Annotated in this window: 23 protein-coding genes; 18 read left to right on the top strand and 5 right to left on the bottom strand. The window is 69.7% G+C overall.

What is annotated here, in order from left to right:
* Positions 1 to 131: 131 nt before the first annotated feature.
* From FV229_RS10195 to FV229_RS10135, 14 genes are all read left to right on the top strand, one after another.
* The gene (locus FV229_RS10195; RefSeq protein ID WP_147751855.1) at positions 132 to 683 is read left to right on the top strand and encodes a (2Fe-2S)-binding protein; all 552 of its coding nucleotides are present in this window, start codon (positions 132 to 134) and stop codon (positions 681 to 683) included.
* Entirely contained in the window at positions 680 to 1,693 is a 1,014-nt protein-coding gene (locus tag FV229_RS10190) for a xanthine dehydrogenase family protein subunit M (protein ID WP_147751854.1), read from the top strand. The genes FV229_RS10195 and FV229_RS10190 overlap by 4 nt, the downstream gene beginning before the upstream one ends.
* Before the next feature lie 10 nt (positions 1,694 to 1,703).
* Complete coding sequence (locus tag FV229_RS10185) at positions 1,704 to 3,959, top strand: xanthine dehydrogenase family protein molybdopterin-binding subunit (protein ID WP_147751853.1); 2,256 nt, start codon at positions 1,704 to 1,706, stop codon at positions 3,957 to 3,959.
* 174 nt (positions 3,960 to 4,133) lie between these two features.
* Complete coding sequence (gene crcB, locus FV229_RS10180; protein WP_147751852.1) at positions 4,134 to 4,502, top strand: fluoride efflux transporter CrcB; 369 nt, start codon at positions 4,134 to 4,136, stop codon at positions 4,500 to 4,502.
* 28 nt (positions 4,503 to 4,530) lie between these two features.
* Positions 4,531 to 4,968 (top strand): EamA family transporter, encoded by a 438-nt coding sequence (locus tag FV229_RS10175; protein WP_147751867.1) that lies wholly within the window; start codon positions 4,531 to 4,533, stop codon positions 4,966 to 4,968.
* Between the two features lie 209 nt (positions 4,969 to 5,177).
* Positions 5,178 to 5,318 carry a hypothetical protein gene (locus FV229_RS27345; protein WP_187273716.1) on the top strand — a complete coding sequence of 47 codons (141 nt, stop codon included), beginning with the start codon at positions 5,178 to 5,180 and terminating at the stop codon, positions 5,316 to 5,318.
* Positions 5,315 to 5,635, top strand: coding sequence for a hypothetical protein (locus FV229_RS10170; protein WP_147751851.1), 321 nt, complete (start codon positions 5,315 to 5,317; stop codon positions 5,633 to 5,635). Before FV229_RS27345 ends, FV229_RS10170 begins: the two co-directional genes overlap by 4 nt.
* Before the next feature lie 120 nt (positions 5,636 to 5,755).
* Complete coding sequence (locus FV229_RS10165) at positions 5,756 to 5,950, top strand: hypothetical protein (protein WP_147751850.1); 195 nt, start codon at positions 5,756 to 5,758, stop codon at positions 5,948 to 5,950.
* A gap of 263 nt (positions 5,951 to 6,213) precedes the next feature.
* Entirely contained in the window at positions 6,214 to 7,551 is a 1,338-nt protein-coding gene (locus tag FV229_RS10160; RefSeq protein WP_147751849.1) for an MFS transporter, read from the top strand.
* A gap of 148 nt (positions 7,552 to 7,699) precedes the next feature.
* The gene (gene cyoA / locus FV229_RS10155) at positions 7,700 to 8,842 is read left to right on the top strand and encodes a ubiquinol oxidase subunit II (protein WP_281406709.1); all 1,143 of its coding nucleotides are present in this window, start codon (positions 7,700 to 7,702) and stop codon (positions 8,840 to 8,842) included.
* 43 nt (positions 8,843 to 8,885) lie between these two features.
* Positions 8,886 to 10,889 carry a cytochrome o ubiquinol oxidase subunit I gene (cyoB, locus tag FV229_RS10150; protein ID WP_147751847.1) on the top strand — a complete coding sequence of 668 codons (2,004 nt, stop codon included), beginning with the start codon at positions 8,886 to 8,888 and terminating at the stop codon, positions 10,887 to 10,889.
* A 4-nt stretch (positions 10,890 to 10,893) separates the two neighbouring features.
* Positions 10,894 to 11,520, top strand: coding sequence for a cytochrome o ubiquinol oxidase subunit III (cyoC, locus tag FV229_RS10145; RefSeq protein ID WP_147751846.1), 627 nt, complete (start codon positions 10,894 to 10,896; stop codon positions 11,518 to 11,520).
* Positions 11,517 to 11,927 carry a cytochrome o ubiquinol oxidase subunit IV gene (gene cyoD / locus FV229_RS10140; RefSeq protein WP_147751845.1) on the top strand — a complete coding sequence of 137 codons (411 nt, stop codon included), beginning with the start codon at positions 11,517 to 11,519 and terminating at the stop codon, positions 11,925 to 11,927. Before cyoC ends, cyoD begins: the two co-directional genes overlap by 4 nt.
* 5 nt (positions 11,928 to 11,932) lie before the next feature.
* A complete protein-coding gene (locus FV229_RS10135; RefSeq protein WP_246688131.1) occupies positions 11,933 to 12,625 on the top strand; it encodes an SURF1 family protein in 693 nt (230 codons plus the stop codon).
* Between the two features lie 418 nt (positions 12,626 to 13,043).
* Here the strand turns inward: FV229_RS10135 and FV229_RS10130 are convergent, their stop codons facing one another.
* Complete coding sequence (locus FV229_RS10130) at positions 13,044 to 14,333, bottom strand: PQQ-dependent sugar dehydrogenase (protein ID WP_147751844.1); 1,290 nt, start codon at positions 14,331 to 14,333, stop codon at positions 13,044 to 13,046.
* 309 nt (positions 14,334 to 14,642) lie between these two features.
* Between FV229_RS10130 and trxA the strand changes: the two genes are divergently transcribed.
* Positions 14,643 to 14,972: a thioredoxin gene (trxA, locus tag FV229_RS10125; protein WP_147751865.1), complete on the top strand. Its 330-nt coding sequence runs from the start codon at positions 14,643 to 14,645 to the stop codon at positions 14,970 to 14,972.
* 178 nt (positions 14,973 to 15,150) lie between these two features.
* Here the strand turns inward: trxA and FV229_RS10120 are convergent, their stop codons facing one another.
* The 4 genes from FV229_RS10120 to trpA all read right to left on the bottom strand — a co-directional run bounded on the left by FV229_RS10120 (position 15,151) and on the right by trpA (position 19,421).
* Positions 15,151 to 16,059, bottom strand: coding sequence for a porin family protein (locus FV229_RS10120; RefSeq protein WP_147751843.1), 909 nt, complete (start codon positions 16,057 to 16,059; stop codon positions 15,151 to 15,153).
* 166 nt (positions 16,060 to 16,225) lie between these two features.
* Positions 16,226 to 17,551: a folylpolyglutamate synthase/dihydrofolate synthase family protein gene (locus FV229_RS10115; protein ID WP_147751842.1), complete on the bottom strand. Its 1,326-nt coding sequence runs from the start codon at positions 17,549 to 17,551 to the stop codon at positions 16,226 to 16,228.
* Positions 17,552 to 17,565: 14 nt separating this feature from the next.
* The gene (accD, locus tag FV229_RS10110; protein ID WP_147751864.1) at positions 17,566 to 18,477 is read right to left on the bottom strand and encodes an acetyl-CoA carboxylase, carboxyltransferase subunit beta; all 912 of its coding nucleotides are present in this window, start codon (positions 18,475 to 18,477) and stop codon (positions 17,566 to 17,568) included.
* A gap of 107 nt (positions 18,478 to 18,584) precedes the next feature.
* The gene (gene trpA, locus FV229_RS10105) at positions 18,585 to 19,421 is read right to left on the bottom strand and encodes a tryptophan synthase subunit alpha (RefSeq protein ID WP_147751841.1); all 837 of its coding nucleotides are present in this window, start codon (positions 19,419 to 19,421) and stop codon (positions 18,585 to 18,587) included.
* 307 nt (positions 19,422 to 19,728) lie between these two features.
* Between trpA and FV229_RS10100 the strand changes: the two genes are divergently transcribed.
* The 3 genes from FV229_RS10100 to FV229_RS10090 form a co-directional block, all read left to right on the top strand.
* Positions 19,729 to 20,274 (top strand): hypothetical protein, encoded by a 546-nt coding sequence (locus tag FV229_RS10100; protein ID WP_147751840.1) that lies wholly within the window; start codon positions 19,729 to 19,731, stop codon positions 20,272 to 20,274.
* Positions 20,275 to 20,453: 179 nt separating this feature from the next.
* Entirely contained in the window at positions 20,454 to 21,305 is an 852-nt protein-coding gene (locus FV229_RS10095; protein WP_147751839.1) for an oxidoreductase, read from the top strand.
* 151 nt (positions 21,306 to 21,456) lie between these two features.
* Positions 21,457 to 23,060: ATP-binding protein (locus tag FV229_RS10090; protein ID WP_147751838.1), on the top strand; the 1,604-nt coding region annotated here is incomplete at its 3' end.

The following is a 23,060-nucleotide window of genomic DNA, read 5'->3' as shown; positions in this document are numbered from 1 at the left end:
GGCGGCAGATTGGAACCGTTATCGAGTGCAACGGACGATCCGTGCGGCGAGGCCGGATGCACGCCTTGCGCGCCGTGTTCGCTCCGACCTGTTCGCCCTTTCGCGAAAAACCTTTTCTCTTGGAACGCCTCATGCTCATCGAAAGCGGTTCGCCGGTCGCCGCGGACACCCGGGTCGGCATCAGCCTGACCATCAACGGGCAGCACCGCGAACTCCAGGTCGCTCCCTGGACCACCCTGCTCGACCTGCTGCGCGAGACCCTCGACCTCACCGGCACCAAGAAGGGCTGCGACCACGGCCAGTGCGGCGCCTGCACGGTGCTGGTGGACGGCGTCCGCGTGAATTCCTGCCTCGCCCTGGCGGTGATGAAGGACGGCGCCGAGGTCACCACCGTCGAGGGCCTAGCCGGCCTGTCGAACGGCGGCGCCGGCACCAACGGCCTGCACCCGATCCAGGCGGCCTTCGTCGAGCACGACGCCTTCCAGTGTGGCTACTGCACGCCGGGCCAGCTCTGCTCGTCGGTCGGCATGATGAACGAGGGTCACGCGCATTCGCGCGACGAGATCCGCGAGGCGATGAGCGGAAACATCTGTCGCTGCGGCGCCTACACCAACATCGTCGACGCGATCGAGGATGTGATGGCGCAGGACGGTGCAGCTCAAGACTTGGGAGCCGCCCGATGAACCGCTTCGATTACGTTCGCGCCGGCACCGTGGCGGAGGCCGTGCAGGCCTTCGCCGGCGCACCCGGCGCGCAGTTCATCGCCGGCGGCACCAACCTCGTCGACCTGATGAAGTACGACGTGACGCGCCCCGGCCGCCTGATCGACATCACTCGCCTGCCGCTCGGCGGCATCGCCGAGCACGACGGCGGGCTGCGGGTCGGCGCTCTCGTGACGAACGCGAACCTCGCCTACGACGCCCGCGTCAGGAGCCGCTACCCGCTGCTGGCGGACGCGATCCTGGCTGGGGCCTCGGGCCAGCTGCGCAACGCTGCGACCACCGGCGGCAACCTCAACCAGCGCACCCGCTGCTACTATTTCTACGACACGGCCACCCCCTGCAACAAGCGCGAGCCTGGTAGCGGCTGCGCCGCGATCGGCGGCGTGACCCGCATCCACGCGATCTTCGGGGCGAGCGAATCCTGCATCGCCACCCACCCGTCCGACATGTGCGTCGCGCTCGCGGCGCTGGAGGCGGTGGTGCAGGTGACGGGGCCGGAGGGCGACCGCAGCATCGCGTTCGCGGACTTCCACCGGCTGCCCGGCGACGACCCGGCCAAGGACAACACTCTGAAGCCGGGCGAGATCGTCCTCTCCGTCGACCTTCCCGCCGCGGACCTCTCGAAGAACTACACCTACCTGAAGCTGCGCGACCGGCTGTCCTACGCCTTCGCCCTCGTCTCCGTGGCGGCGGCGCTCGAACTCGACGGCGACACGGTGAAGATCGCCCGCCTCGCGCTCGGCGGCGTGGCGCACAAGCCGTGGCGCAACCGGCAGGCCGAGGCGCTGCTCGTCGGCAAGCCGGCCACCCGCGAGACCTTCCAGGCCGCCGCCGACTTCGTCGTCGCCGAGGCCCGCCCCCAATCCGAGAACGCGTTCAAGGTCGAGCTTGCGCGGCGTGCGATCGTGCGAGGCCTGTCCCAGGCCGCCGCCGGCACGCCGCAGTCGCTCGCCGACAAGCGCATCCAGTAAGGATCGCCGCATGACACAGACCTTCAGCTCCACCGGTCACGACAGCTTCGTCGGCACCCCCCGCAGCCGCGTCGATGGACCGGCCAAGGTGACGGGCCTGGCCAAGTACGCCGGCGAATTCACCGCCGCCGACCTCGCCCACGGCTACGTGGTGTCGAGCGCGATCGCGCGCGGCCGCATCAGCGCGATCGACACCGCCGCCGCCGAAGCCGTGCCCGGCGTCATCAAGGTGCTCACGCACGAGAACCGCTCGCGCACCGCCTGGCTCGACTACAATTACCAGGACGCGGTGGCGCCCCCCGGCTCGCCGTTCCGCGCGCTCTACGACGACAAGATCGCCTTCAGCGGCCAGCCGGTCGCCCTCGTCGTAGCCGAGGATTTCGAGACCGCACGGCACGCGGCTACCCTGGTGATCGTCGCCTACGAGGCCGAGGAGCCCAAGACCTCCGCCGACGCCGTCCGCGCCTTCGCCTACGACCCGCCGAAGAAGCGCGCCGGCATCAAGCCGCCGCCCAAGCCCTGGGGCGACGCCGACGCCGCCTACGACGCCGCGCCGATCAAGCTGCAGAACGAGTACCGGCTCGCGGTCGAGCACCACAACCCGATGGAGCCCCACGCCTCCACCGTCGTCTACGAGGGCGACGGCAAGTACACGGTCTACGACAAGGTCCAGGGCGTCTCGAACAGCCACAACTACCTCGCGGCGGTGTTCGGCCTGAAGAAGGACGACGTGCGGGTTCTCAACCCGTATCTCGGCGGCGGCTTCGGCTCGGGCCTGCGCCCGCAATACCAGCTCTTCCTGGCGATGCTGGCCGCCCGCGACCTGGAGCGCTCGGTGCGCGTGGTCCTGACCCGCGACCAGATGTGGTCGTTCACCTACCGCCCAGACGCGATCCAGACCGTGTCGCTCGGCTCAGGCGAGGACGGGCAGCTGCAGGCGCTGCGCCACGACGCGATCGGCGTGACCTCGCATTACGAGGATTACCAGGAGGTCGTCGTCAACTGGTCGGGCGTGCTCTACAAGTGTGACAACGTCGCGCTGACGTACAAGATCGCCCAGCTCGACACGGCCTCGCCCGGCGACATGCGTGCGCCCGGCGCGGTCACCGGCGTCTTCGCCATCGAGACCGCGATGGACGAGCTGGCGCACGAGGCCGGCCTCGACCCGATCGCATTGCGCCTGCGCAACTTCTCCGAGGCCGACGCGACCTCCGAGGACAAGCCGTTCGGCTCGAAGGCGCTGAAGGCCTGCTTCACGCAGGGCGCCGAACGCTTCGGCTGGGCCAAGCGCACGCCTGCGCCGCGCTCGATGCGCAAGGGTCACGAGCTCGTCGGCTGGGGCATGGCCACCGGCGTGTGGGAATCGATGATGCAGCAATCGAGCGCCCACGCCATCCTGAGCGCGGACGGCAAGCTCGAGGTCGGCAACTCCACCGGCGACATCGGCACCGGCACCTACACGATCCTCACCCAGATCGCCGCCGACACCCTCGGCCTGCCGATGGAGGACGTGACGACCAAGCTCGGTGACACGCGGCTCCCCGAGGCGCCGGTCGCGGGCGGCTCGTGGACCGCGGCCTCCTCCGGCACCGCGGTGATGAAGGCCTGCCGCAACGTCGGCGAACAGGTGTTCAAGCTCGCCCGCGCCATGGAGGGCTCGCCGCTCGCCAACGTCGATTTCGACCGCGTCGCCTTCGCGAACGGGCGCATCGCGGTGGCGGGCGACGATAGCCGCAGCGTCGCCCTGGTCGACGTGCTGAAGGCCGCCGGCGTCGAGACAGTGGAGGCGACCGAATCCGCCGGTCCCGACAAGGATTTCGCCAGCCAGTACGAGGCCTACACCCACTCGGCCGTCTTCGTGGAGGTCCGAGTCGACGAGGAGCTCGGCCAGATCCGCCTCACCCGCGTCGTCTCGGCGGTGGCGGCCGGCAAGATCCTCAATCCCAAGACCGCGCGCAGCCAGATCCTCGGCGGCGTGGTGATGGGCATCGGCTCGGCGTTGCACGAGGAATCGATGATGGACCACCGCCTCGGCCGGTTCATGAACCATAACCTCGGCGAGTATCACGTGCCGGCCAACGCCGACATCTACGACATCGACGTGATCTTCGTGGACGAGGAGGACAAGGCCAACCCGCTCGGGGTGAAGGGCCTCGGCGAAATCGGCATCGTCGGCACCGCCGCGGCGGTGGCCAACGCGGTGTTCCACGCCACCGGAAAGCGCATCCGCCACCTGCCGATCACCATCGACAAGGTGCTGGCATAAAGCGCCCCACACTTGCGCATTTGAACCTGGAACCTCGCTTGCACGCCGCCGGACCGTGATGGGGCCGGCGGCGTTCGTCGTGCTTGCCGGCTTCTTGCATGCCGGCTGCCCGATGACAGACGCGGTGCCAGACGTTAGCGCTCGGGTGCACGCCTGCCCGGGATCGCCAACAGAATGAACCTCCTCCTCGTCTTCCTCGGCGCCGGCCTCGGCGGCGTCGCGCGCTACGGCGTCAGCGCGGCCTCTCTGCGGCTCGGCTCGGATTTCCCCTACGGCACCATGGCGATCAACGTCGTCGGCTCGGTGCTGATGGGGTTGTTCACCGGGTGGTTCGCCCTGCGCGGCGGCGGGCAGCCGTTGCGGTTGTTCATCGCCACCGGCGTGCTCGGCGGCTTCACCACCTTCTCCTCGTATACCCTGGAAGCCGTGCTCCTGCTGGAGCGGGGCGAGGCCGCCGCGGCGGCGGTCTACATCGTCGGCTCGGTGGCGCTCGGCCTCGCAGGCTTGTTCGCCGGCCTGCTGCTGATGCGCGCGATCCTCTGACGGGCCGGCCCTCGTGATGGCGACGCTGATCCAGTCATCGATCCAGTCTTGGCGCTTCTGGGCCCTGCTCTCGGCGGCCTTCGCCGCGCTTACCGCGATCCTGGCCAAGGTCGGCGTCGCGGGCGTGCCCTCGGATGTCGCGACCCTCGTCCGCACGGTGGTGATCCTGGCGCTCACCGCGGCCATCGTGGTCGTCACCGGCCAGGCCGCCGACTTGGCCCGGATCCCGGGGCGGAGCGCGGTCTTCCTCGTCTTGTCGGGCCTCGCCACCGGTGCTTCGTGGCTTTGCTACTTCCGCGCCCTGTCCCTCGGCGACGCTGCCCGCGTCGCGCCGATCGACAAGCTCAGCGTCGTCCTGGTCGCACTCTTCGGCGCGACCCTGCTCGGCGAGACGCTGAGCCCGCTGAACTGGCTCGGCGTCGCGCTGATCGCCGCCGGCGCGGTGCTCGTGGCCGTCGGAGCGTGATGGCAGGCGTCCACTGTGGAATGATTTCAAATATAAACTTGGAGATCGACGGCTGAAGACTGGAATTACAACGTTTACAATATTTGATGGATCGCTTGATAATCGATTTGCGACCCTGCTACACGGTCTCTCGACGGTGTCGGGTCGTCTGCAGTCAGGCGGCGGCATCGGCGAATGCACGGATGCTGGAGGCCGGAATGAGACGGGTGATGGACCTGATCGATACCTGCGTGACGGTAGCTTGGTGGGACGGCTCCTGCCTCGGCCTGCGCCTGCACCGCCTGCCGGACCTGATCGACCGCGTCGCGTCGGCGCCGCAGCGGGTCCGCCGCACCGGAGCCCGCGCATGATCCCGGAATCCCAAAGCTGCCGCTGCGACGAGACCCGCGGGCAGGCGGCGATCGAGCAGGCGCTGGCGCGCGCGTTCTGGCAGGCCCTCGACGGGCAGGGCCTGCCGGTGATGGCCGCCCTCGAAGCCGCCTCGCGGACCGTCGGCGCGCTCTACGGGCAGATCGCGGCGGCGCACGGGGCGGGCACGACCTGCGCCTGCGGCTGGGTGCCCGACCCGGACGGCGACCTGATCGTGCTCGAAGCGCATCTGGCCGCCGCCATTCTGCAGCCGCGCGCGCCCGACCTCGCCCGGATGGAGGCCGCCGGCAGCGCCTGACGGGACGGGCGGCCCGCCCCGCCCGGTCCTTGCGCCGCCTCGCGAGCGGGCGGACGTTACCGCTCGCTTAACCCGGCCGCGCGATCATTCCGCACCGCATGCGCGGTGGGAGTTCGGGCGATGGACGCAATCTACCACAGCCTCGAGACGTCGCTGCTGGCGTTCGGCTTCGCCCTGAGCGTCGCCGCCTTCGCCCTGCTGGCAAGCCCGCCTGCTGCGAGCCCCCGCTTCCTGCGCCCGCCCTTCGCGGACGCCTCCGCCGGCTCGATCCTCCTGCCGATGCTCACGGTCGACGTTCCTCGAAACGCGAACTGAGACGTCCGCTCGCGCGACTTCACCCGGCATTTCCCCGCGCCGGGGCATGCGCTCGGAACGGCAGGGACATGCCGGATTCATGGGGGACCGTCGCGCACGCTTGCGCTATCAGCCTCGAAAGCCTCTGATCGGCGCTGCGACTACGCGGCGGTGTCGCCGACGGCCCTGAGCGGGTACTTACCGCTCCCCGGCCGTGGCACGCACGCCCCGTGAATCGCCGCACCGCGTCACCGTCGCCTCATCGAGCAAGCCGGCTGTCCGACATGATTCCTGAGCCCGCCCTGGCAAACTCCACCCCCCTGGAGCGCGACGCGCATCTGGTCTCCACCGACCACAAGGTCGCCCCGGGCGAGATCGCCGCCGGCGTCGTGATCGGCCGGGCCTCGGAATACTTCGACTTCTTCGTCTACGGCATCGCCTCGGTGCTGGTGTTCCCGAAGGTGTTCTTCTCGTTCGAGCCGGATGCGCTCACCGCGACGCTGTACTCCTTCGCGGTGTTCGCGCTGGCCTTCGTCGCCCGGCCGATCGGCTCGGTGATCTTCATGGCCGTCGACCGGCGGCACGGGCGCGGCGTGAAGCTGACGATCGCCCTGTTCATGCTCGGCGGCGCCACCGCGGCGGTGAGCTTCCTGCCGAGCTACGCCAGCATCGGCTACGCCTCGATCTGGCTGCTCGCCGGCCTGCGCATCCTCCAGGGCCTCGCGCTCGGCGGCGCCTGGGACGGCCTCGCCTCGTTGCTGGCGCTGAACGCCCCGCGCGAGCGCCGCGGCTGGTTCGCGATGATTCCCCAGCTCGGCGCGCCGCTCGGCTTCATCGTCGCCAGCGCCCTGTTCTCGTTCTTCCTCGTGAACCTCGACTCCGCCGACTTCCTCGATTGGGGCTGGCGCTTCCCGTTCTACTGCGCCTTCACCATCAACGTCGTGGCCCTGTTCGCCCGCCTGCGTCTGGTCGCCACCGACGAGTTCGTCCGCCTGATGGAGAAGGGCAAGCTCGAGCCGGTGCCGGTGTCCGAGGTGGTGCGCCATCACGCCCTCGACGTTTGGATCGGCGCCTTCGTGCCGCTCGCCGCCTTCGCGCTGTTCCACCTCGTCACGATCTTCCCGATCAGCTGGCTGACCCTGTTCACCGACCGCTCGCCCGGCGAGTTCCTGATCGTGCAATGCTCGGGCGCCATCGTCTGCGCCGGCGCGGTCGCGGCCTCCGGGCTGATCGCCGACCAGATCGGCCGCCGCAACGCGCTGCTGCTCAGCTCCGGCCTGATCGCCGCCTTCGCGTTGGGCAGCATCGTCGCGCCGCTGGTGTTCGGCGACAGCGCCATCGGCCAGACCATGTACGTCACGGTCGGCTTCATGCTGATGGGCCTCGCCTACGGGCAGACCGCCGGCGCGGTGACGGCGCGCCTCGGCGCGCGCTACCGCTACACCGGCGCGGCGTTGACCTCGGATCTGGCGTGGCTGTTCGGCGCAGGCTTCGCTCCGCTGGTCGTCCTCTGGCTCTCGTCCCGCTACGGGCTGTGGATGGTCGGCCTCTACCTGCTCTCGGGTGCGGCGGCATCGCTCCTTGCCCTGACCCTCGACCGTTCCGAGATGCGGCAGATGTAGTCGGGACGCCCGCGTCGTCCCTCACCCCGTCCCGATGCATGATCGCGCCGAACGGCCCCCGGGCCCGCCGGCCAGGCAAACCGAGTTGATCACCGTGGCACGTTCCGCCTCACGTCCCCGTCCTCCGGCCCGCACCGCCGCCCGGCTTCTGCGCGGCATCTGCGCGGTCTCGCTCTCCGGGCTGCTCGCCGGCTGCAACCTCGTGGTGATGCAGCCCTCGGGCGACGTCGCCCTGCAGCAGCGCAACCTCGTCCTCGCCTCGGTCGGGCTGATGCTGCTGATCGTGCTTCCGGTGATCGCGCTGACCCTGCTCTTCGCCTGGCGCTACCGGGCGACCAACGAGTCCGCCCCCTACGATCCGGACTGGCACCACTCGACCCAGCTCGAGGTGGTCATCTGGACCGCGCCGCTTCTCATCATCATCGCGCTCGGCGCGCTCACCTGGATCAGCACCCATACCCTCGACCCGTTCCGAGCGCTCCGGCGCATCGACGCCACCCGTCCCGTGGCGGCCGGCGTGAAGCCGCTCACCGTCGAGGTCGTCGCGCTCGATTGGAAGTGGCTGTTCTTCTATCCCGAATACGGGATCGCCACCGTCAACGAGCTCGCCGCCCCCGTCGACCGGCCGATCGACTTCAAGATCACCGCCTCCTCGGTGATGAACGCCTTCTACGTCCCGGCGCTGGCCGGCATGATCTACGCGATGCCTGGCATGCAGACGCAGCTCCACGCGGTCATCAACAAGCCGGGTGAGTATGCCGGCTTGTCCTCGCACTACAGCGGCACCGGCTTTTCGCGGATGACGTTCAAGTTCCACGGCCTCGACGATGCCGGCTTCGACGCCTGGATCGCCAAGGCGAAGGCGCAAGGAAGCGAGCTCAGCCGCGAGGACTACCTCAAGCTCGAGAAGCCGAGCGAGGCCGAGCCGGTCAAGTACTACAAGTCCGTCGCCGACGGGCTGTTCGACACGATCCTCAACATGTGCGCCGTGCCGGGCAAAATGTGCATGAGCGAGATGATGACGATCGACGCCAAGGGCGGCGCCGGCAAGGATTCCACCGAGAACCGCGAGCGCCTGCGCTACGACAACCGCCACATCGAGCAGGGCGACGAGGCGCCGGGCTCCACCGCCCCGGCCTCCGGCCGCACCCCGCACGGCCAGGAGCAGCCGCAGGGCATGAAGCCGGACGGCAACAACCCGCACGTCCACGAAAACGGAACGAAACCCGAGAACCAGATGCCGGCGCCGGAGCGGGACTCGATCGCCCCGTCGCAGCTCAACAACAAGTAGGACCGGCGCCTCGCCGCCGCACCACCCTCAACGGATCGAACCCATGTTCTCCAATCCGGATCTCCAGAAGCTCGTCTTCGGACGGCTCTCCCTGGAAGACATCCCCTACCACGAGCCGATTCTGCAGGTGACCTTCGCCATGGTGGCGCTCGGCGGCCTCGTCGTCCTCGGCGCGATCACCTACTACCGCTTCTGGGGCCCGCTGTGGCGGGACTGGCTGACCTCGGTCGACCACAAGAAGATCGGCGTGATGTACATCGTGCTGGCCTTCGTGATGCTGCTCCGCGGCTTCACCGACGCGCTCATGATGCGCGCCCAGCAGGCGGTGGCGTTCGGCGCCAACGAGGGCTACCTGCCGCCGCACCACTACGACCAGATCTTCACGGCGCACGGCGTGATCATGATCTTCTTCGTGGCGATGCCGTTCGTCACCGGCCTGATGAACTACGTCGTGCCGCTGCAGATCGGCGCCCGCGACGTGGCCTTCCCGTTCCTCAACAACTTCTCGTTCTGGATGACGGTCTCGGGCGCCATGACGGTCATGGCCTCGCTGTTCGTCGGCGAGTTCGCCCGCACCGGGTGGCTCGCCTACCCGCCGCTCTCGGGCGCGGACATGAGCCCGGGCGTCGGCGTCGACTACTACATCTGGGCGCTGCAGATCGCCGGCATCGGCACGCTGCTGTCGGGCATCAACCTGATCGCGACCATCGTGAAGATGCGCGCGCCGGGCATGACCATGATGAAGCTTCCGATCTTCGTCTGGACTTCGCTCTGCACCAACGTGCTGATCACGGCGGCCTTCCCGATCCTCACCGCCGTCCTCGCCCTGCTGTCGATGGACCGCTACGTCGGCACGCACTTCTTCACGAACGACCTCGGCGGCAACCCGATGATGTACTTCAACCTCATCTGGATCTGGGGCCACCCGGAGGTCTACATCCTCATCCTGCCGGCCTTCGGCATCTTCTCGGAGGTCACCTCGACCTTCTCCGGCAAGCGCCTGTTCGGCTACGCCTCGATGGTCTACGCCACGGTGGTCATCACCATCCTGTCGTACCTGGTCTGGCTGCACCACTTCTTCACGATGGGCTCGGGCGCCGACGTGAACTCGTTCTTCGGCATCACGACGATGATCATCTCGATCCCGACGGGTGCGAAGATCTTCAACTGGCTGTTCACGATGTATCGCGGCCGCATCCGGTTCGAGCTGCCGATGATGTGGACCGTGAGCTTCATGGTCACCTTCACCATCGGCGGCATGACCGGCGTGCTGCTCGCCGTGCCCCCGGCCGACTTCGTGCTGCACAACTCGCTGTTCCTGATCGCGCACTTCCACAACGTGATCATCGGCGGCGTGCTGTTCGGGATGTTCGCCGGCGTGACCTACTGGTTCCCGAAGGCCTTCGGGTTCAAGCTCGACCCGTTCTGGGGGAAGATGTCGTTCTGGTTCTGGACGGTGGGCTTCTACTTCGCCTTCATGCCGCTCTACGTGCTCGGCCTGATGGGCGTGACGCGCCGCGCCAACCACTTCGACGACCCGTCTCTTCAGATCTGGTTCGTCGTCGCCGCCTTCGGCGCGGTGCTGATCCTGCTCGGCATCCTGTCGATGATCGTGCAGTTCGTGGTCTCGATCCGAAACCGCGAGGCGCTGCGCGACCTCACCGGCGACCCGTGGAACGGCCGGACCCTCGAATGGTCCACCGCCTCGCCGCCGCCGGACTACAACTTCGCCTTCACCCCGGTGATCCACGACCTCGACGCGTGGTCCGACATGAAGAAGCGCGGCTACGCACGGCCGGTGGAGGGCTACCGGGCGATCCACATGCCGAAGAACACCGCCACCGGCGTGATCCTCGGCGTGGTCTCGATCGGCTTCTCGTTCGCGATGATCTGGTACATCTGGTGGCTCGCCGCGGCGACCTTCGCGACGATGTTCCTGGTCACCGTGATCCACACCTTCAACTACAACCGCGACTTCTACATCCCCGCCGCCGACGTGGTGCGGGCCGAAGGACAGCGTACGAGCGTGATAGCGGGGCGGGCCTGAGCCGATGATGCACACCGACACCGCCCCGCCGGGCGCCGAGGCACCGGCCTTCTACCTCGAGGAGGACCACGCCCACGAGTCGAGCACCATGCTCGGCTTCTGGATGTACCTGATGAGCGATTGCCTCATCTTCGCGGTGCTGTTCGCCACCTACGGGGTGCTCGGCCGCAACTACGCGGCCGGGCCTTCGCCGCGAGACCTGTTCGAGCTGCCGCTGGTGGCGCTCAACACCTCGATGCTGCTCCTGTCCTCCATCACCTACGGCTTCGCAATGCTGGAGATGGAGAAGGACAACCTCAAGACGATGCAGCTCTGGCTGGCCATCACCGGCCTGTTCGGCGCTTGCTTCATCGGCATCGAGCTCTACGAGTTCGCCCACCTGATCCACGAGGGCGCGACGCCGCAGCGCTCGGCCTTCCTGTCCTCGTTCTTCGCCCTCGTCGGCACCCACGGCCTGCACGTGTCGCTCGGTATCGTCTGGCTGATCGTGCTGATGGTGCAGACCGCCCAGAAGGGGCTGATCGTCGAGAACAAGCGCCGGCTGATGTGCCTGTCGATGTTCTGGCACTTCCTCGACGTGGTCTGGATCGGCGTGTTCACCTTCGTGTACCTGATGGGAGTGCTGCAGTGAGTCTAGCGACGGGGGCGGGCACCCACGCCGAGCCGCACGGCCACGGCCACGACGCGCATGGTCCCGGGACCGGCGCGCACGGGTCGTTCCGCAGCTACATGACCGGTTTCGTGCTCTCGGTGATCCTCACCGCGATCCCGTTCTGGCTGGTGATGAGCGACGTGCTCGGCAACGCCGTGCACACCACCTTGATCATCATGGCCTTCGCGGTGGTGCAGATCGTGGTCCACATGATCTACTTCCTGCATATGAACACGAAGTCGGAAGGGGGATGGACCATCCTCGCCCTGATCTTCACGCTGACCCTCGTCGTGATCACGCTGACCGGCTCGATCTGGGTGATGTATCACCTGAACAACAACATGATGCCGGCCTCCCCGCACGACCTGATGCACCACAAGCCCTGAGGACGATCCGCCTCGGCCGGGCGGCGTTCAACCTTGCGAGCGCGCTGGCGGTCGCGGGGCTCGTCGCCCTCGGGATCTGGCAGGTCGAGCGCCGGACCTGGAAACTCGACCTCATTGCGCGCGTCGAGGCGCGGGTGAGCGCGGCGCCGACGCCTGCCCCGGGGCCCGCAGCCTGGCCCTCGGTCACCGAGGTGTCCGACGCATACCGGCACGTGCGGGTGTCGGGCCGCTTCCGCCACGAATCCACGACGCTGGTCCAGGCTGTGACGGCGCTCGGCGGCGGGTTCTGGGTGCTGACCCCGCTGGTCTCCGAGGGCTTCACGGTCCTAGTGAACCGCGGCTTCGTCCCGTCCGACCACCGCGACCCGGCTGGCTGGCGCCGGCCCGAGGGCGAGGTCGTGGTCACCGGGTTGCTGCGGCTGACCGAACCCGGCGGCGCGTTCCTCCGGAGCAACGCGCCGCCCGAGAATCGCTGGTACTCGCGCGACGTCGCGGCGATTGCGTCAGCCCGCGGGCTGTCCGACGTGGCGCCGTACTTCATCGATGCGGATTCTGGGCCGGAGGGCGGCCTCCCCGTCGGCGGCCTGACGGTGGTGGCCTTCCACAACAACCACCTCGTCTATGCGCTGACCTGGTTCACCCTCGCCGCGATGATGCTTGGCGCGGCGATCTACGTGAATGGGGAGCGGCGGCGGTAGCGACGCACGTTCGTCGGCTGCTGCGAAGTTGTGGTGCTGTCCCTTCCCGGCAAACCTACCGAATTCACACATCGCCGCTGTTGTCGATCCGCTCTGCGCGCATCCCCTCGCCCCGCCTGCGGGGAGAGGGCATTGCCGACCTCGTCGTCGGCAAAGCGAGGCGGAGGCCGACGGTGAGGGGGCGACGCCGGAGGAGGCTCTTCCGCATACTCCCCCTCACCGTCGCTTCGGCTTCGCCGCCGTTCCCCGGCTGCACGACGGGGTGCAGCCGGGCCTCTCCCCGCCCGCGGGGAGAGGGGAACCCGCGCCTCCCTCGGGATGCGCGGCGAGCTGTGTGAATACGGTCTCTGGCAGCACGTGGAAGGAACACCAACGGGCGCCCGAACGCGTCGCGTGCGTTCGGTAAGCGATGCCCCGATCAGCCGGCGTCGGCCCTGGGGGTCAGCTTCAGGATGCGGCCGTCCGCGCCGTCGGTGACGGCGTAGACCGCGCCGTCCGGTCCGACGCGGACGTCGCGGATGCGGGCGTCGAGGGGCACGCGCTCCTCGGTGACGACCTTGTCGCCGTCGCGCTTCAGCACCACGATCCCCTCGCTGACGAGGCCGCCGACGAGGAAGTCGTCCTTCCAGGCGGGGAAGAGCGTGCCGGTGTAGAGCGCCATGCCGGAGGGGCCGATCACCGGGTCCCAGTAGTAGACTGGCTGCACCGTGCCGGCGGCCTGGGTCACGCCCTCGCCGAGCGGCTCGCCGGAATACTCGATGCCGTAGGTCGCCACCGGCCAGCCGTAGTTGAGGCCGGGGCGCGGCCGGTTCAGCTCGTCGCCGCCGCGGGGGCCGTGCTCCACGGTCCAGAGCCGGCCCTGCCCGTCGAGGGCCGCGGCCTGGACGTTGCGGTGGCCGTAGGACCAGATCTCGGGCTTGGCCTTGTCGCTGCCGTAGAACGGGTTGTCCTTGGGGGCTTGGCCCTCGGCGTCGATGCGGAAGACCTTGCCGAGGCCGCTCGACAGGTCCTGCGCCTGCCCGCGCGTCGCCTTGTCGGAGCGCTCGCCCACCGTGACGAACAGCATGCCGTCGGGCGCGAAGACGAGGCGCGAGCCGAAGTGCTTGTCGCCGTCGTAGGTCGGCATCTGCCGGAACACGACCTTCACGTCGTCGAGCCTGCCCCCGCCCTTGCCGTCCTGGAGGAGCTTGGCCTTCGCCACGGTCGTGCCGTTGCCCTTGCCGCGGGGCTCGCTGAAGCTGAAGAACACCTGCCCGTCGGTGGCGAAGGTCGGCCCGAGCACGATATCGAGCAGGCCGCCCTGGCCGCGGGCGTCGACCTTCGGCACGCCGGAGATGGCCGAGCCGACGGTACCGTCCTTGCCCACAATTCGAATCTTGCCCGCCTTCTCGGTGACGATCATCCGGCCGTCCGGCAGGAACTCCATCGCCCACGGGCTCGCGAGGCCCTTGGCCACCGTGGCGACGTCCACCTTCACGGCCTCGGCGGGTTTCGGGGCGCGGGTCTGGTTCGGCAGCAGCGGCTTGTAGGCGGTGTTCGGCGCGGCAGTCTCGGCGGGCGCGTCGCCGGCGGTCTTGGCCGCGGGCACGCTGAAGGCATCGCCCTCGATGCGCGACGGCCGCGGGGTGGTGCTCTCCTCGCCGAATGCGACCGGTGCGAGCGCGACCGCCGCCACGGTGGCGAGCGTGAGGGAACGGAAGCGCGGCACCTGCAAAAATCCTATCACCGTCGAGAATCCTCCTGGATCGGGTCCAAACGCCCGGGCGGCGGACACGGACCGTCGCCCGGGCGTTCCGACTCACATGGGGCAGGGCCTCCACCAAAGCGAGCGCGCGGGGACCCGGCCCCCGTCGCACGGCGCTTCGTGTGCGATTCGTCATGAACCGGGTGGGCAGCCGGCATGCGGCCCCGTCCGCCGCCTTGACCGCAGGACGCCCGGTCGCCAAGTCTCATGGCACCGGTCGGCGGGCTGCCTGTTGCAGGCGCCCGGGCGGCCTTTCGAGAAGGGTATTTTCCGATGGCGACGGTGAAAGTGACCGACGCGAGCTTCGAGCAGGACGTCCTCAAGTCCGTCGAGCCCGTGGTCGTGGATTTCTGGGCGGAGTGGTGCGGTCCCTGCCGGCAGATCGGTCCGGCGCTCGAGGAGATCGCCTCCGACATGCAGGGCCGCGTGAAGATCGCGAAGGTGAACGTGGATGAGAATCCCGGCATCGCCTCACAGTACGGGATCCGCTCGATCCCGACGCTGCTGCTGTTCAAGAACGGCGAGCGGGTCGACCAGAAGGTCGGCGCGGCGCCGAAGGGCGACCTGTCCCGCTGGATCAGCGCGCAAACCGCGAGCGCCTGACGCGCGCGGCGGCCGAACAGGCCCGCCTCCTCGAGGAGGCGGGCTTTTTCGTGCGCATCGCTTCACGCGCAAAAAGAAAGCCCGGCCGTGAGGCCGGGCTTTCTCCGTTTCGAAACCCAATTCGAATGGTTCGAGTCGACCCCGGGCTCTGGACGGCCCGTGGGTCGGAGGTCGGATCCTAGTAGGAGCCGAACTTGTAGTTCAGGCCGGCGCGGACGACGGCGAACTCGGTGTCGCGACGGACGTTGCCGCCCGACACGAGCGTGACGCCCGGGCTGCCGACGCCGACCGGCGTACCGGCCGAGTTGACGGCGAAGATGCCGTTGTTGCGGTTGCCCTGGTTCAGGTTCACGTACAGGCCTTCGACCTTGAGGGTCACGGCCGACGAACGGAAGAAGTTCAGGAACGAGTCGGTGGGGAGCGCGTACTCGACGCCGCCGCCGACCGCGTAACCGGTCTGGAACGAGTCGGTCGAACGATTCGGCAGGCCGAAGTCACGACCGCCGCCCGAGCCGTAGGCGAAACCGCCGGTGGCGTAGAACAGGGCCTTGTCGAAGGCGTAGCCGAGGCGACCGCGCACGGTGCCGAAGTAGTCGAGGCTGGAAAGGCCCGACGGGTTGAACACGAGGGTGCCCGGCAGGATGCCGCCGCCGGCGACCGTGGCGGACGAGAAGCGGTTCCGGTTCTGCCCGAAGTCGACGTACTGGGCGTCGGCCTCGATGCCGATCACGACACCCGAACCCGGGGTGAACTGGTAGTTGTAGCCAACCTGGCCACCGCCGGTGAAGCCGTCGTTGCCGCTGTTGTTGCCGAAGGCGAGGACGCCAGCGCGGTTGCCAGCGGGCACACCGCCGACGGCGGGGCCGGCGAAGATCGCGTTACCCGGCGAGACGCCGACGACGGTCGGGGCGGTGGTGTTGCCGGCGTTGAAGCCGTAGCCGGCGTTCACACCGAAGTAGAAGCCGGTCCAGGTGAACACCGGGACGGGCGTGAAGACCGGCGGCGGAGCGCGACGCGGCAGGTCGGCGGCCGAGGCGGCGGCGGTGAGGGCCGTGAAGGCGGCCAATGACGTCAGAAGCTTGTTCATGTTCTCTTGATCCCCAGCATGTTGCCCGATCGATGCTGAGAATACGGGATTTCCCACAGCCAAGATGTAACATCGGCGCCACAGATGCGGCAGCTCTGCAATGGCGGGCCGACCGGACCTCGCGTGCGGCAGGCTCTAGCCCGCACCCCGCCGGGCCCGTCGGGCGTCAGGTCGGCGGCGTGCCGTTGGCGGTCAGGACGGCGCCGGCGAGGTAGAGCGAGCCGCAGATCAGGATGCGCGGCGGCCGCTCGAAGGCGATGTCGGCGACCGCCGTAAGGGCGGCCTCGATGCTCGGCGAGACGCGCGCGCTCAGGCCGACCTGCTGGGCGATCTCGGCGACCTCCTCGGCCGGCCGCGCCGCCATCTGCCCGGCGATCGGCACCGCGATCAGCGCGCGCGCCAGCCCGACGAAGTGGCGCAGGAACCCCTCGGCGTCCTTGGTGCCGAGCAGGCCGACCACGAGCACCAGCGGCACGTCGCTGCGCTCGCCGAGGTCGGCGAGAGCGGTGGCGAGGATGCGGCCGCCGTCGATGTTGTGGCCGCCATCGAGCCAAAGCTCGGAGCCGGCCGGCACCAGGGCCGCGAGTCGGCCGCGGGCGAGACGCTGCATCCGGCCGGGCCAGTCGACGTTGCGCAGGCCCGCCTCCACCGCGGCGACGCCGATGTCGCCGAAGCCCGCCGCCCGCAGGCCCGCGATGGCGGTGGCGGCGTTGGTGAACTGGTGGCGGCCGACGAGCTTCGGGCGCGGCAGGTCGAACAGGTCGGTCTCGTCCTGGTAGACGAGGCGGCCACTCTCTTCGTGGACCGAGAAGTCCTGGTTGCCGACCCAGACCGGCGTTGCGCCCACGGCTTCCGCGCGGCGGCACAGGACCGCGTCGGCCTCGGCGTAGTCCTGCGCGGCGATCACCGCCGGGCAGCCGCGCTTGAAGATGCCGGCCTTCTCGTTGGCGACCAGCTCGACGGTGTCGCCGAGATACTCGGCGTGGTCCCGGCCGATCGGCGTGACGACGGCGGCGGCGACCGTGTCGATCACATTGGTCGCGTCGACGCGGCCGCCCAGCCCCACCTCGAGCAGCAGCACGTCGGCCGGCGCCTCGGAGAACAGCAGGAGCGCGGCCGCGGTGGTGATCTCGAACACCGTGATCGGGTCGCCGGCGTTGGCCGCCTCGCAGCGGGCGAAGGCCTCGGCGAGCCGGTCCTCGGGCACGTAGTGGCCGCCGCCGATGCCGCCCAGCCGGATCCGCTCGTGGAAGCGCACGAGGTGGGGCGAGGTGTAGACGTGCGCGGCCAAGCCCCCGGCTTCGAGGATCGCCCGCATGAAGGCGATGGTCGAGCCCTTGCCGTTGGTGCCGGCCACGTGGATCACCGGCGGCAGCCGGCGCTCGGGATGGTTCAGGCGGGCGAGCAGGCTCTGGATGCGGCCGAGCGACAGGTCGATCGTGCGCGGATGCAGGGCCAGGAATCGCGCCATCAGCGCGTCGGAGGAATCCATGGGCGCGCGCCGCGTCAGGCGGGTTCGAGGATCGGCGCGGACGGCGCGGACGCCGGCATCGAGGCCGGCCCGACGTTCATCAGGAGGCCGCAGATCCGAACGATGGTGTCCTTCAGCGCGTGGCGGTGGACGACCTGGTCGAGCATGCCGTGCTCCAGCAGGTACTCGGCGCGCTGGAAGCCGTCCGGCAGCTTCTCCCGGATCGTCTGCTCGATCACCCGCGGGCCGGCGAAGCAGATCAGCGCGCCGGGCTCGGCCAGGTGCACGTCGCCGAGCATCGCGTAGGAGGCGGTGACGCCGCCGGTCGTCGGGTTGGTGAGCACGACGACGTAGGGGAGGCGGGCCGCGCGCAGGCGCCGGATCGCCACGGTGGTCCGCGGCATCTGCATCAGCGAGAGGATGCCCTCCTGCATCCGCGCGCCGCCGGAGGCCGCGAACATCACGTAGGGCGTGCGCTTCTCCAAGGCCGTCTCGGCGCCGCGGATGAAGGCCTCGCCGGCCGCCATCCCGAGCGACCCGCCCATGAACGCGAAATCCTGGCAGGCCAGCGTCATCGGCTGCCCGCCGACCCGGCCGAACCCGACCTTGAACGCGTCCTGCATGCCGGTCTTGGTGCGCGCCTCCTTGAGGCGGTCGGCGTAGCGCTTCTCGTCGCGGAACTTGAGCGGGTCGACGGCGACCTCGGGCAGCGGCACGTCGATCCAGGTGCCCTCGTCGAACATCATCTTCAGGCGCGCGCTGGCGCTCATCTTCAGGTGGTGCTCGGAGCCGGGGATGACCCAGTGGTTCCCCTCCACCTCCTTGTGGAACACCATCTGCCCGGTATCCGGGCATTTCACCCAAAGGTTCTCGGGCGTCTCGCGCTTGAACAGGGTCTTGATCTTGGGGCGCACGACCTCCGAGATCCAGTTCATCGGTTCGACCATCATGTAGCGCCCGTCCGGTTCGATCAGACCGAGATCGTCGATCGGCCTTGCTCAGCGTGAGCCCTGCATATCGGGGCCGTCGCCCCGTTTGACCAGCGCCGCCCGCGTCAGGCGGCGCGGGCGGAGGCCGAGCGCACCCCGGCCGCGAGCTCGCGCACCAGCGCCGAGACCGCCTCGACGCTGCCGCCGGTGGCCGCGCCCGCGCCGTCCAGCGTCCGGTGCAGCGCGTCGACCAGCGCCGAGCCGACGACGACGCCGTCCGCGCCCTTGGCGATCGCCGCGGCGTGCGCGCCCGTCTTCACGCCGAAACCCACCACCACCGGCAGCGCCGTGTGGCGGCGGATGCGACCGACCGCGGTGCCGACGGCGCCGAAATCCGGCGTCGCCGTGCCGGTGATGCCGTTGATCGAGACGTAGTAGACGAAGCCGGCGGTGTTCGCGAGGACGGCCGGCAGGCGCCGCTCGTCGGTGGTCGGCGTCGCCAGCCGGATGAAGGCGAGGCCCTTGGCCAGCGCCGGGAGGCAGAGCTCGTCGTCCTCCTCGGGCGGCAGGTCGACCACGATCAGCCCGTCGATGCCGGCCGCCGACGCGTCGTCGAGGAAGCGTTCGACGCCGTAGGTGTGGATCGGGTTGAAGTAGCCCATCAGGATCACCGGCGTGTCGGCGTTGCCCGCACGGAACCGGCGCACGAGGTCGAGCGTCTTCGCGACGCCCTGGCCGGCCTTCAGCGCCCGCAGGCCCGCCGCCTGGATCGCCGGGCCGTCGGCCATCGGGTCGGTGAAGGGCAGGCCGAACTCGACGATGTCGGCGCCCGACGCCGGCAACGCCTGCAGCACCTTCAGCGAGGTTTCGGGGTCGGGGTCGCCCGCCATCACGTAGGTCACGAGGGCGGCGCGGCCTTCCGCGCGGCAGCGGGCGAAGGTGGCGTCGATGCGGGCGGCCATGGTGCCTGTCCGTTCCTGGTATCGAGACGTGTGCCGCGCGTCGCGAAGGGGAGCGCGGCGAAGGATCGATGCCGCGCCTACACCATCGGCGCCGGCCCGTGAAGCGGAAGCGGTTTCACGACCCGTCCTCGTGCGCGCGAGGACGGGCAGAGCGTCTGCACCGGAAAGAGGCATGATCATCCACGCGCCAGCCGCCCATTGTGCAGGCAGGCGGGAATACTTTGCACACTATTGTGGCAAATCAAGAAAACCCCTAGGTCTCGAATCACGGTCGCCAAAGATCGACAGTCGAATCCGAGGACACGCCATGACCAACCCGTCAGAGATCAAGAATCGCTTCCATGCCAGCCTCGAAGCCTCCGAGGCGCGCGAGAACGGCTTCCGCAGCCGGCTGCTCGCCGAGGGCGTGCGCGCGCTGCAGCCGGTGCTCGGCGTCCTGACCCTGATGTCCGAGGTGCTGGACGAGCGCGACAACGTCCACGGCCGCATCGCCGGCCTCGACTGCGCGATCGACAAGGAGGACTTCGTCACCCTGCGCGCGGTCCTCAGCGGCACCTCGCAGCCCGAGCAGCGCATCGTCATCAAGTACGGCCCGGAGCTCGGCGGCCGCAACCTGATCTCGGTCTCCGGCATCGGCCAGCTCTACGCCGAGAAGCTCGTGGCCAAGACCCATTGCGCGGCGAGCCTCGGCCGGTCGGTCGGCAGCGACCTGCAGCTCGACCTCGCCCGCGCCGACGACCTCGCCGAGGTCGTGCGCGAGATGGTCGAGGCCTACTTCGTCGGCCAGGCCCAGGTGCCGGTGCAGCACCATGCCGGCACCATCGAGGGCCACGCCCGCTACGCCGTCCAGTGATCTCGACGGGCCTGCCGCAGCGCAGCCCAGCACGATCCCCGCCCCGGCGACGGCCCAGCCCGTCGCCGGGGCGTCGCTGCGTCCTATCTCCGTGAGGACGCCGCGCGTCCCGGCCCTGGGCCGGATGCGCGTTTCCCTCACGCATCGCCCCGGCCGCCGGGGCGCACGGGACGATCCGCATGGCCTCCGCGACCACCCCCGTCTGGTTCATCACCGGCTGCTCCACCGGCTTCGGCCGCGACCTCGCCCGCGCCGTGCTCGCCCGCGGCTGGAGCGCGGTGGTGACGGCCCGCGACGTCGGCCGCGTCGCGGACCTCGCCGAGGCCGCCGGCGACCGCGCCCTGGCGCTCGCCCTCGACGTGACCGACCAAGCCCAGGTCGAAGCCGCGGTCGCGGCGGCCCACGCCGCGTTCGGCCGCGTCGACGTGCTCGTGAACAATGCCGGCTACGGCTACCAGGCCTCGGTCGAGGAGGGCGTCGAGGCCGAGATTCGCGCGCAGTTCGACGCCAACGTGTTCGGCCTGTTCGCGCTGACCCGCGCGGTGCTGTCCGGCATGCGGGCGCAACGCGGCGGCCGCATCCTCAACGTCACCTCGGTGGCAGGCTTCATCGGCTTTCCCGCCTCGGGCTATTATTCGGCGAGCAAGCATGCGGTCGAGGGCTGGTCGGACGCGCTCGCCGCCGAGACCGCGCCCCTCGGCATCAAGGTCACCTGCATCGAACCCGGTCCGTTCCGCACCGACTGGGCCGGACGCTCGCTGAAGCAGACCCCGAGCACGATCCCCGACTACGCCGAGACCGCAGGCGCGCGGCTGACCGCCACCTCGGAGAAGAGCGGCACCCAGGCCGGCGACCCGGTCCGCGCGGCGGAGGCGATGATCCGCGTCGCGGAGATCGACAATCCCCCGCGCCACCTCGTCCTCGGCGCCTGGGGCTACGACGCGGTCACCGCGAAGCTGAAGGCGCGGCTCGCCGAGATCGAAGCCTGGCGCGAGACCAGCCTGGGCGCGGATTTTCCGCAGAGTTGGTGACCCGCGGCGGGTGACCGCTTGCGGCGAGGGAACGCGCCATCGGGAGGCGTGCGCGTCGCAACCTCCGATTAAGCGCCTTTCCCAACCGATCGTTCAGCCTCGCCTGCGATGGTCTACCCTGCCCGGGTGCGTCACGCCGGGGGAGATCCGCATGGACCCCAGGGACCTCGTCGTCGCGCTCGCGCTCCTCGTCACCGTGGGAAGCGTCGCCTTCGCCTGGGCGCGCCGTGGGCGGGCGGGCGCCCAGGACGACACCGAGCATCTTCACGACCGGATCTGGCAGGTCTCCGAGAGCGAGGACCGCTACCGCGCCCTGGTCGAGGCGACCACCGACGTGATCGTCCAGCGCGACGCGGCCGGGCGCATCACCTTCGCCAACGAAGGCTACGCCGCGCTCTTCGACCGGACGCCGCTCGCGATGATCGGCGCGACCCTCGACCTCCAGGTGCTCGAGGCTGCCGGCGCCGAGACAGGCCCGGACGGGGTGCGCCGGAGCGAGGTGCGGGTGATGCCGCCCGACGGCGTGCCGCGCTGGTTCGCCTTCGTCGAGGTGCCGATCGCCCGCGGGAGCGAGCCGATCCAATGGCTGCGCGCCGGCCGCGACGTGACTGGGCGCGTCGAGTCGGCGCGTGCCCTCGACGTGGCGCTCTCGCGCGCCGAATCCGCGAGCGTCGCTAAGTCGCGCTTCCTCGCCACGGTCAGCCACGAGTTCCGCACGCCGCTCAACGGCATCCTCGGCATGGCCGAGCTCGTCCTCGATACGGGCCTCGACGCCGAGCAGCGCACCTACGTCCAGGCGGTCCGCACCAGCGGGCAGGCGCTGCTTTCGCTGATCGACGGCATCCTCGATTTCTCGCGCATCGAGGCGGGCCGCATCGATATCGCCGCCGAACCGTTCGACGTCGCGACCACCGCCGAGTCCGTGGTCGAGCTGCTGGCGCCGCGCGCGCAGGACAAGGGCATCGAGATCGCCCTCGACGTGGCCGAGGACGTGCCGGCCCTGGTGGTCGGCGACGGCGACCGGGTGCGGCAGATCCTGGTCAACCTCGTCGGCAACGCGGTGAAGTTCACCCAATCCGGCGGCGTCGGCGTCGGCGTCGGCGTGGCGCGAGCCGACGGCGCGATCCTGCTCACGGTCGCCGACACCGGGCCGGGCATCGCCGAGGACCGCATCGGCTCGCTGTTCGAGGAGTTCGAGCAGGGCGACGGCAGCGCCAGCCGCAGCCACGAGGGCACCGGCCTCGGGCTGGCCATCACCCGCCGCCTCGTCCTGCGGATGGGCGGCCGGATCGAGGTGGAATCGAAGCTCGGCCGCGGCTCGACCTTCCGCGTGGTGCTGCCGCTGCCGGAAGCCGACGACCAGCCCGCCCCCGTGCCGCGTCCGGTGCTGGCGGCGCGCAAGGTGCTGATCGTCGCCGACTCGCCGTTCCAGGCGCCGTTCCTGGCGCGCAACCTCGCCCGCTCCGGCGCGGCGGCCGTGGTGATGCCCAACCTCAAGGACGGGCTCGACGCGCTGGCCGGCGTCGGCTTCGACGCGGTGATCGCCGACCGGGCGCTCGGCGACGACGCGGTTCGGCGGCTGGCCGACCAGGCCCGGGCCTGCGGGGTGCGCTGCAGCCTCGTCCTGCTCTCGCCGTTCGACCGGCGCGAATTCGGCGCGCCGGGTGCGGCCGGCTTCGACACCTACCTGATCAAGCCCGTTCGCGCCCGCTCGCTGTTCGACCGCCTGCTCGCCCCCGCGCCCCCGGCCGACGT

Origin of the sequence: Methylobacterium sp. WL120 (genome assembly GCF_008039465.1) — a bacterium.
Lineage (GTDB): Bacteria > Pseudomonadota > Alphaproteobacteria > Rhizobiales > Beijerinckiaceae > Methylobacterium > Methylobacterium cerastii.
This window is presented reverse-complemented; position numbering and strand designations above follow the sequence as displayed.

What these genes read in the sequence shown, in the direction of transcription:
- FV229_RS10095 (WP_147751839.1), top strand. Translation starts at nt 20,454, where the DNA reads ATGGCCTCCGCGACCACCCCCGTCTGGTTCATCACCGGCTGCTCCACC.
- FV229_RS27345 (WP_187273716.1), top strand. Translation starts at nt 5,178, where the DNA reads ATGGACCTGATCGATACCTGCGTGACGGTAGCTTGGTGGGACGGCTCC.
- cyoB (WP_147751847.1), top strand. Translation starts at nt 8,886, where the DNA reads ATGTTCTCCAATCCGGATCTCCAGAAGCTCGTCTTCGGACGGCTCTCC.
- trpA (WP_147751841.1), bottom strand. Translation starts at nt 19,421, where the DNA reads ATGGCCGCCCGCATCGACGCCACCTTCGCCCGCTGCCGCGCGGAAGGC.
- accD (WP_147751864.1), bottom strand. Translation starts at nt 18,477, where the DNA reads ATGGTCGAACCGATGAACTGGATCTCGGAGGTCGTGCGCCCCAAGATC.
- FV229_RS10160 (WP_147751849.1), top strand. Translation starts at nt 6,214, where the DNA reads ATGATTCCTGAGCCCGCCCTGGCAAACTCCACCCCCCTGGAGCGCGAC.
- FV229_RS10100 (WP_147751840.1), top strand. Translation starts at nt 19,729, where the DNA reads ATGACCAACCCGTCAGAGATCAAGAATCGCTTCCATGCCAGCCTCGAA.
- FV229_RS10185 (WP_147751853.1), top strand. Translation starts at nt 1,704, where the DNA reads ATGACACAGACCTTCAGCTCCACCGGTCACGACAGCTTCGTCGGCACC.
- FV229_RS10120 (WP_147751843.1), bottom strand. Translation starts at nt 16,059, where the DNA reads ATGAACAAGCTTCTGACGTCATTGGCCGCCTTCACGGCCCTCACCGCC.
- trxA (WP_147751865.1), top strand. Translation starts at nt 14,643, where the DNA reads ATGGCGACGGTGAAAGTGACCGACGCGAGCTTCGAGCAGGACGTCCTC.
- FV229_RS10115 (WP_147751842.1), bottom strand. Translation starts at nt 17,551, where the DNA reads ATGGATTCCTCCGACGCGCTGATGGCGCGATTCCTGGCCCTGCATCCG.
- FV229_RS10170 (WP_147751851.1), top strand. Translation starts at nt 5,315, where the DNA reads ATGATCCCGGAATCCCAAAGCTGCCGCTGCGACGAGACCCGCGGGCAG.
- crcB (WP_147751852.1), top strand. Translation starts at nt 4,134, where the DNA reads ATGAACCTCCTCCTCGTCTTCCTCGGCGCCGGCCTCGGCGGCGTCGCG.
- FV229_RS10190 (WP_147751854.1), top strand. Translation starts at nt 680, where the DNA reads ATGAACCGCTTCGATTACGTTCGCGCCGGCACCGTGGCGGAGGCCGTG.
- FV229_RS10195 (WP_147751855.1), top strand. Translation starts at nt 132, where the DNA reads ATGCTCATCGAAAGCGGTTCGCCGGTCGCCGCGGACACCCGGGTCGGC.
- FV229_RS10165 (WP_147751850.1), top strand. Translation starts at nt 5,756, where the DNA reads ATGGACGCAATCTACCACAGCCTCGAGACGTCGCTGCTGGCGTTCGGC.
- cyoC (WP_147751846.1), top strand. Translation starts at nt 10,894, where the DNA reads ATGATGCACACCGACACCGCCCCGCCGGGCGCCGAGGCACCGGCCTTC.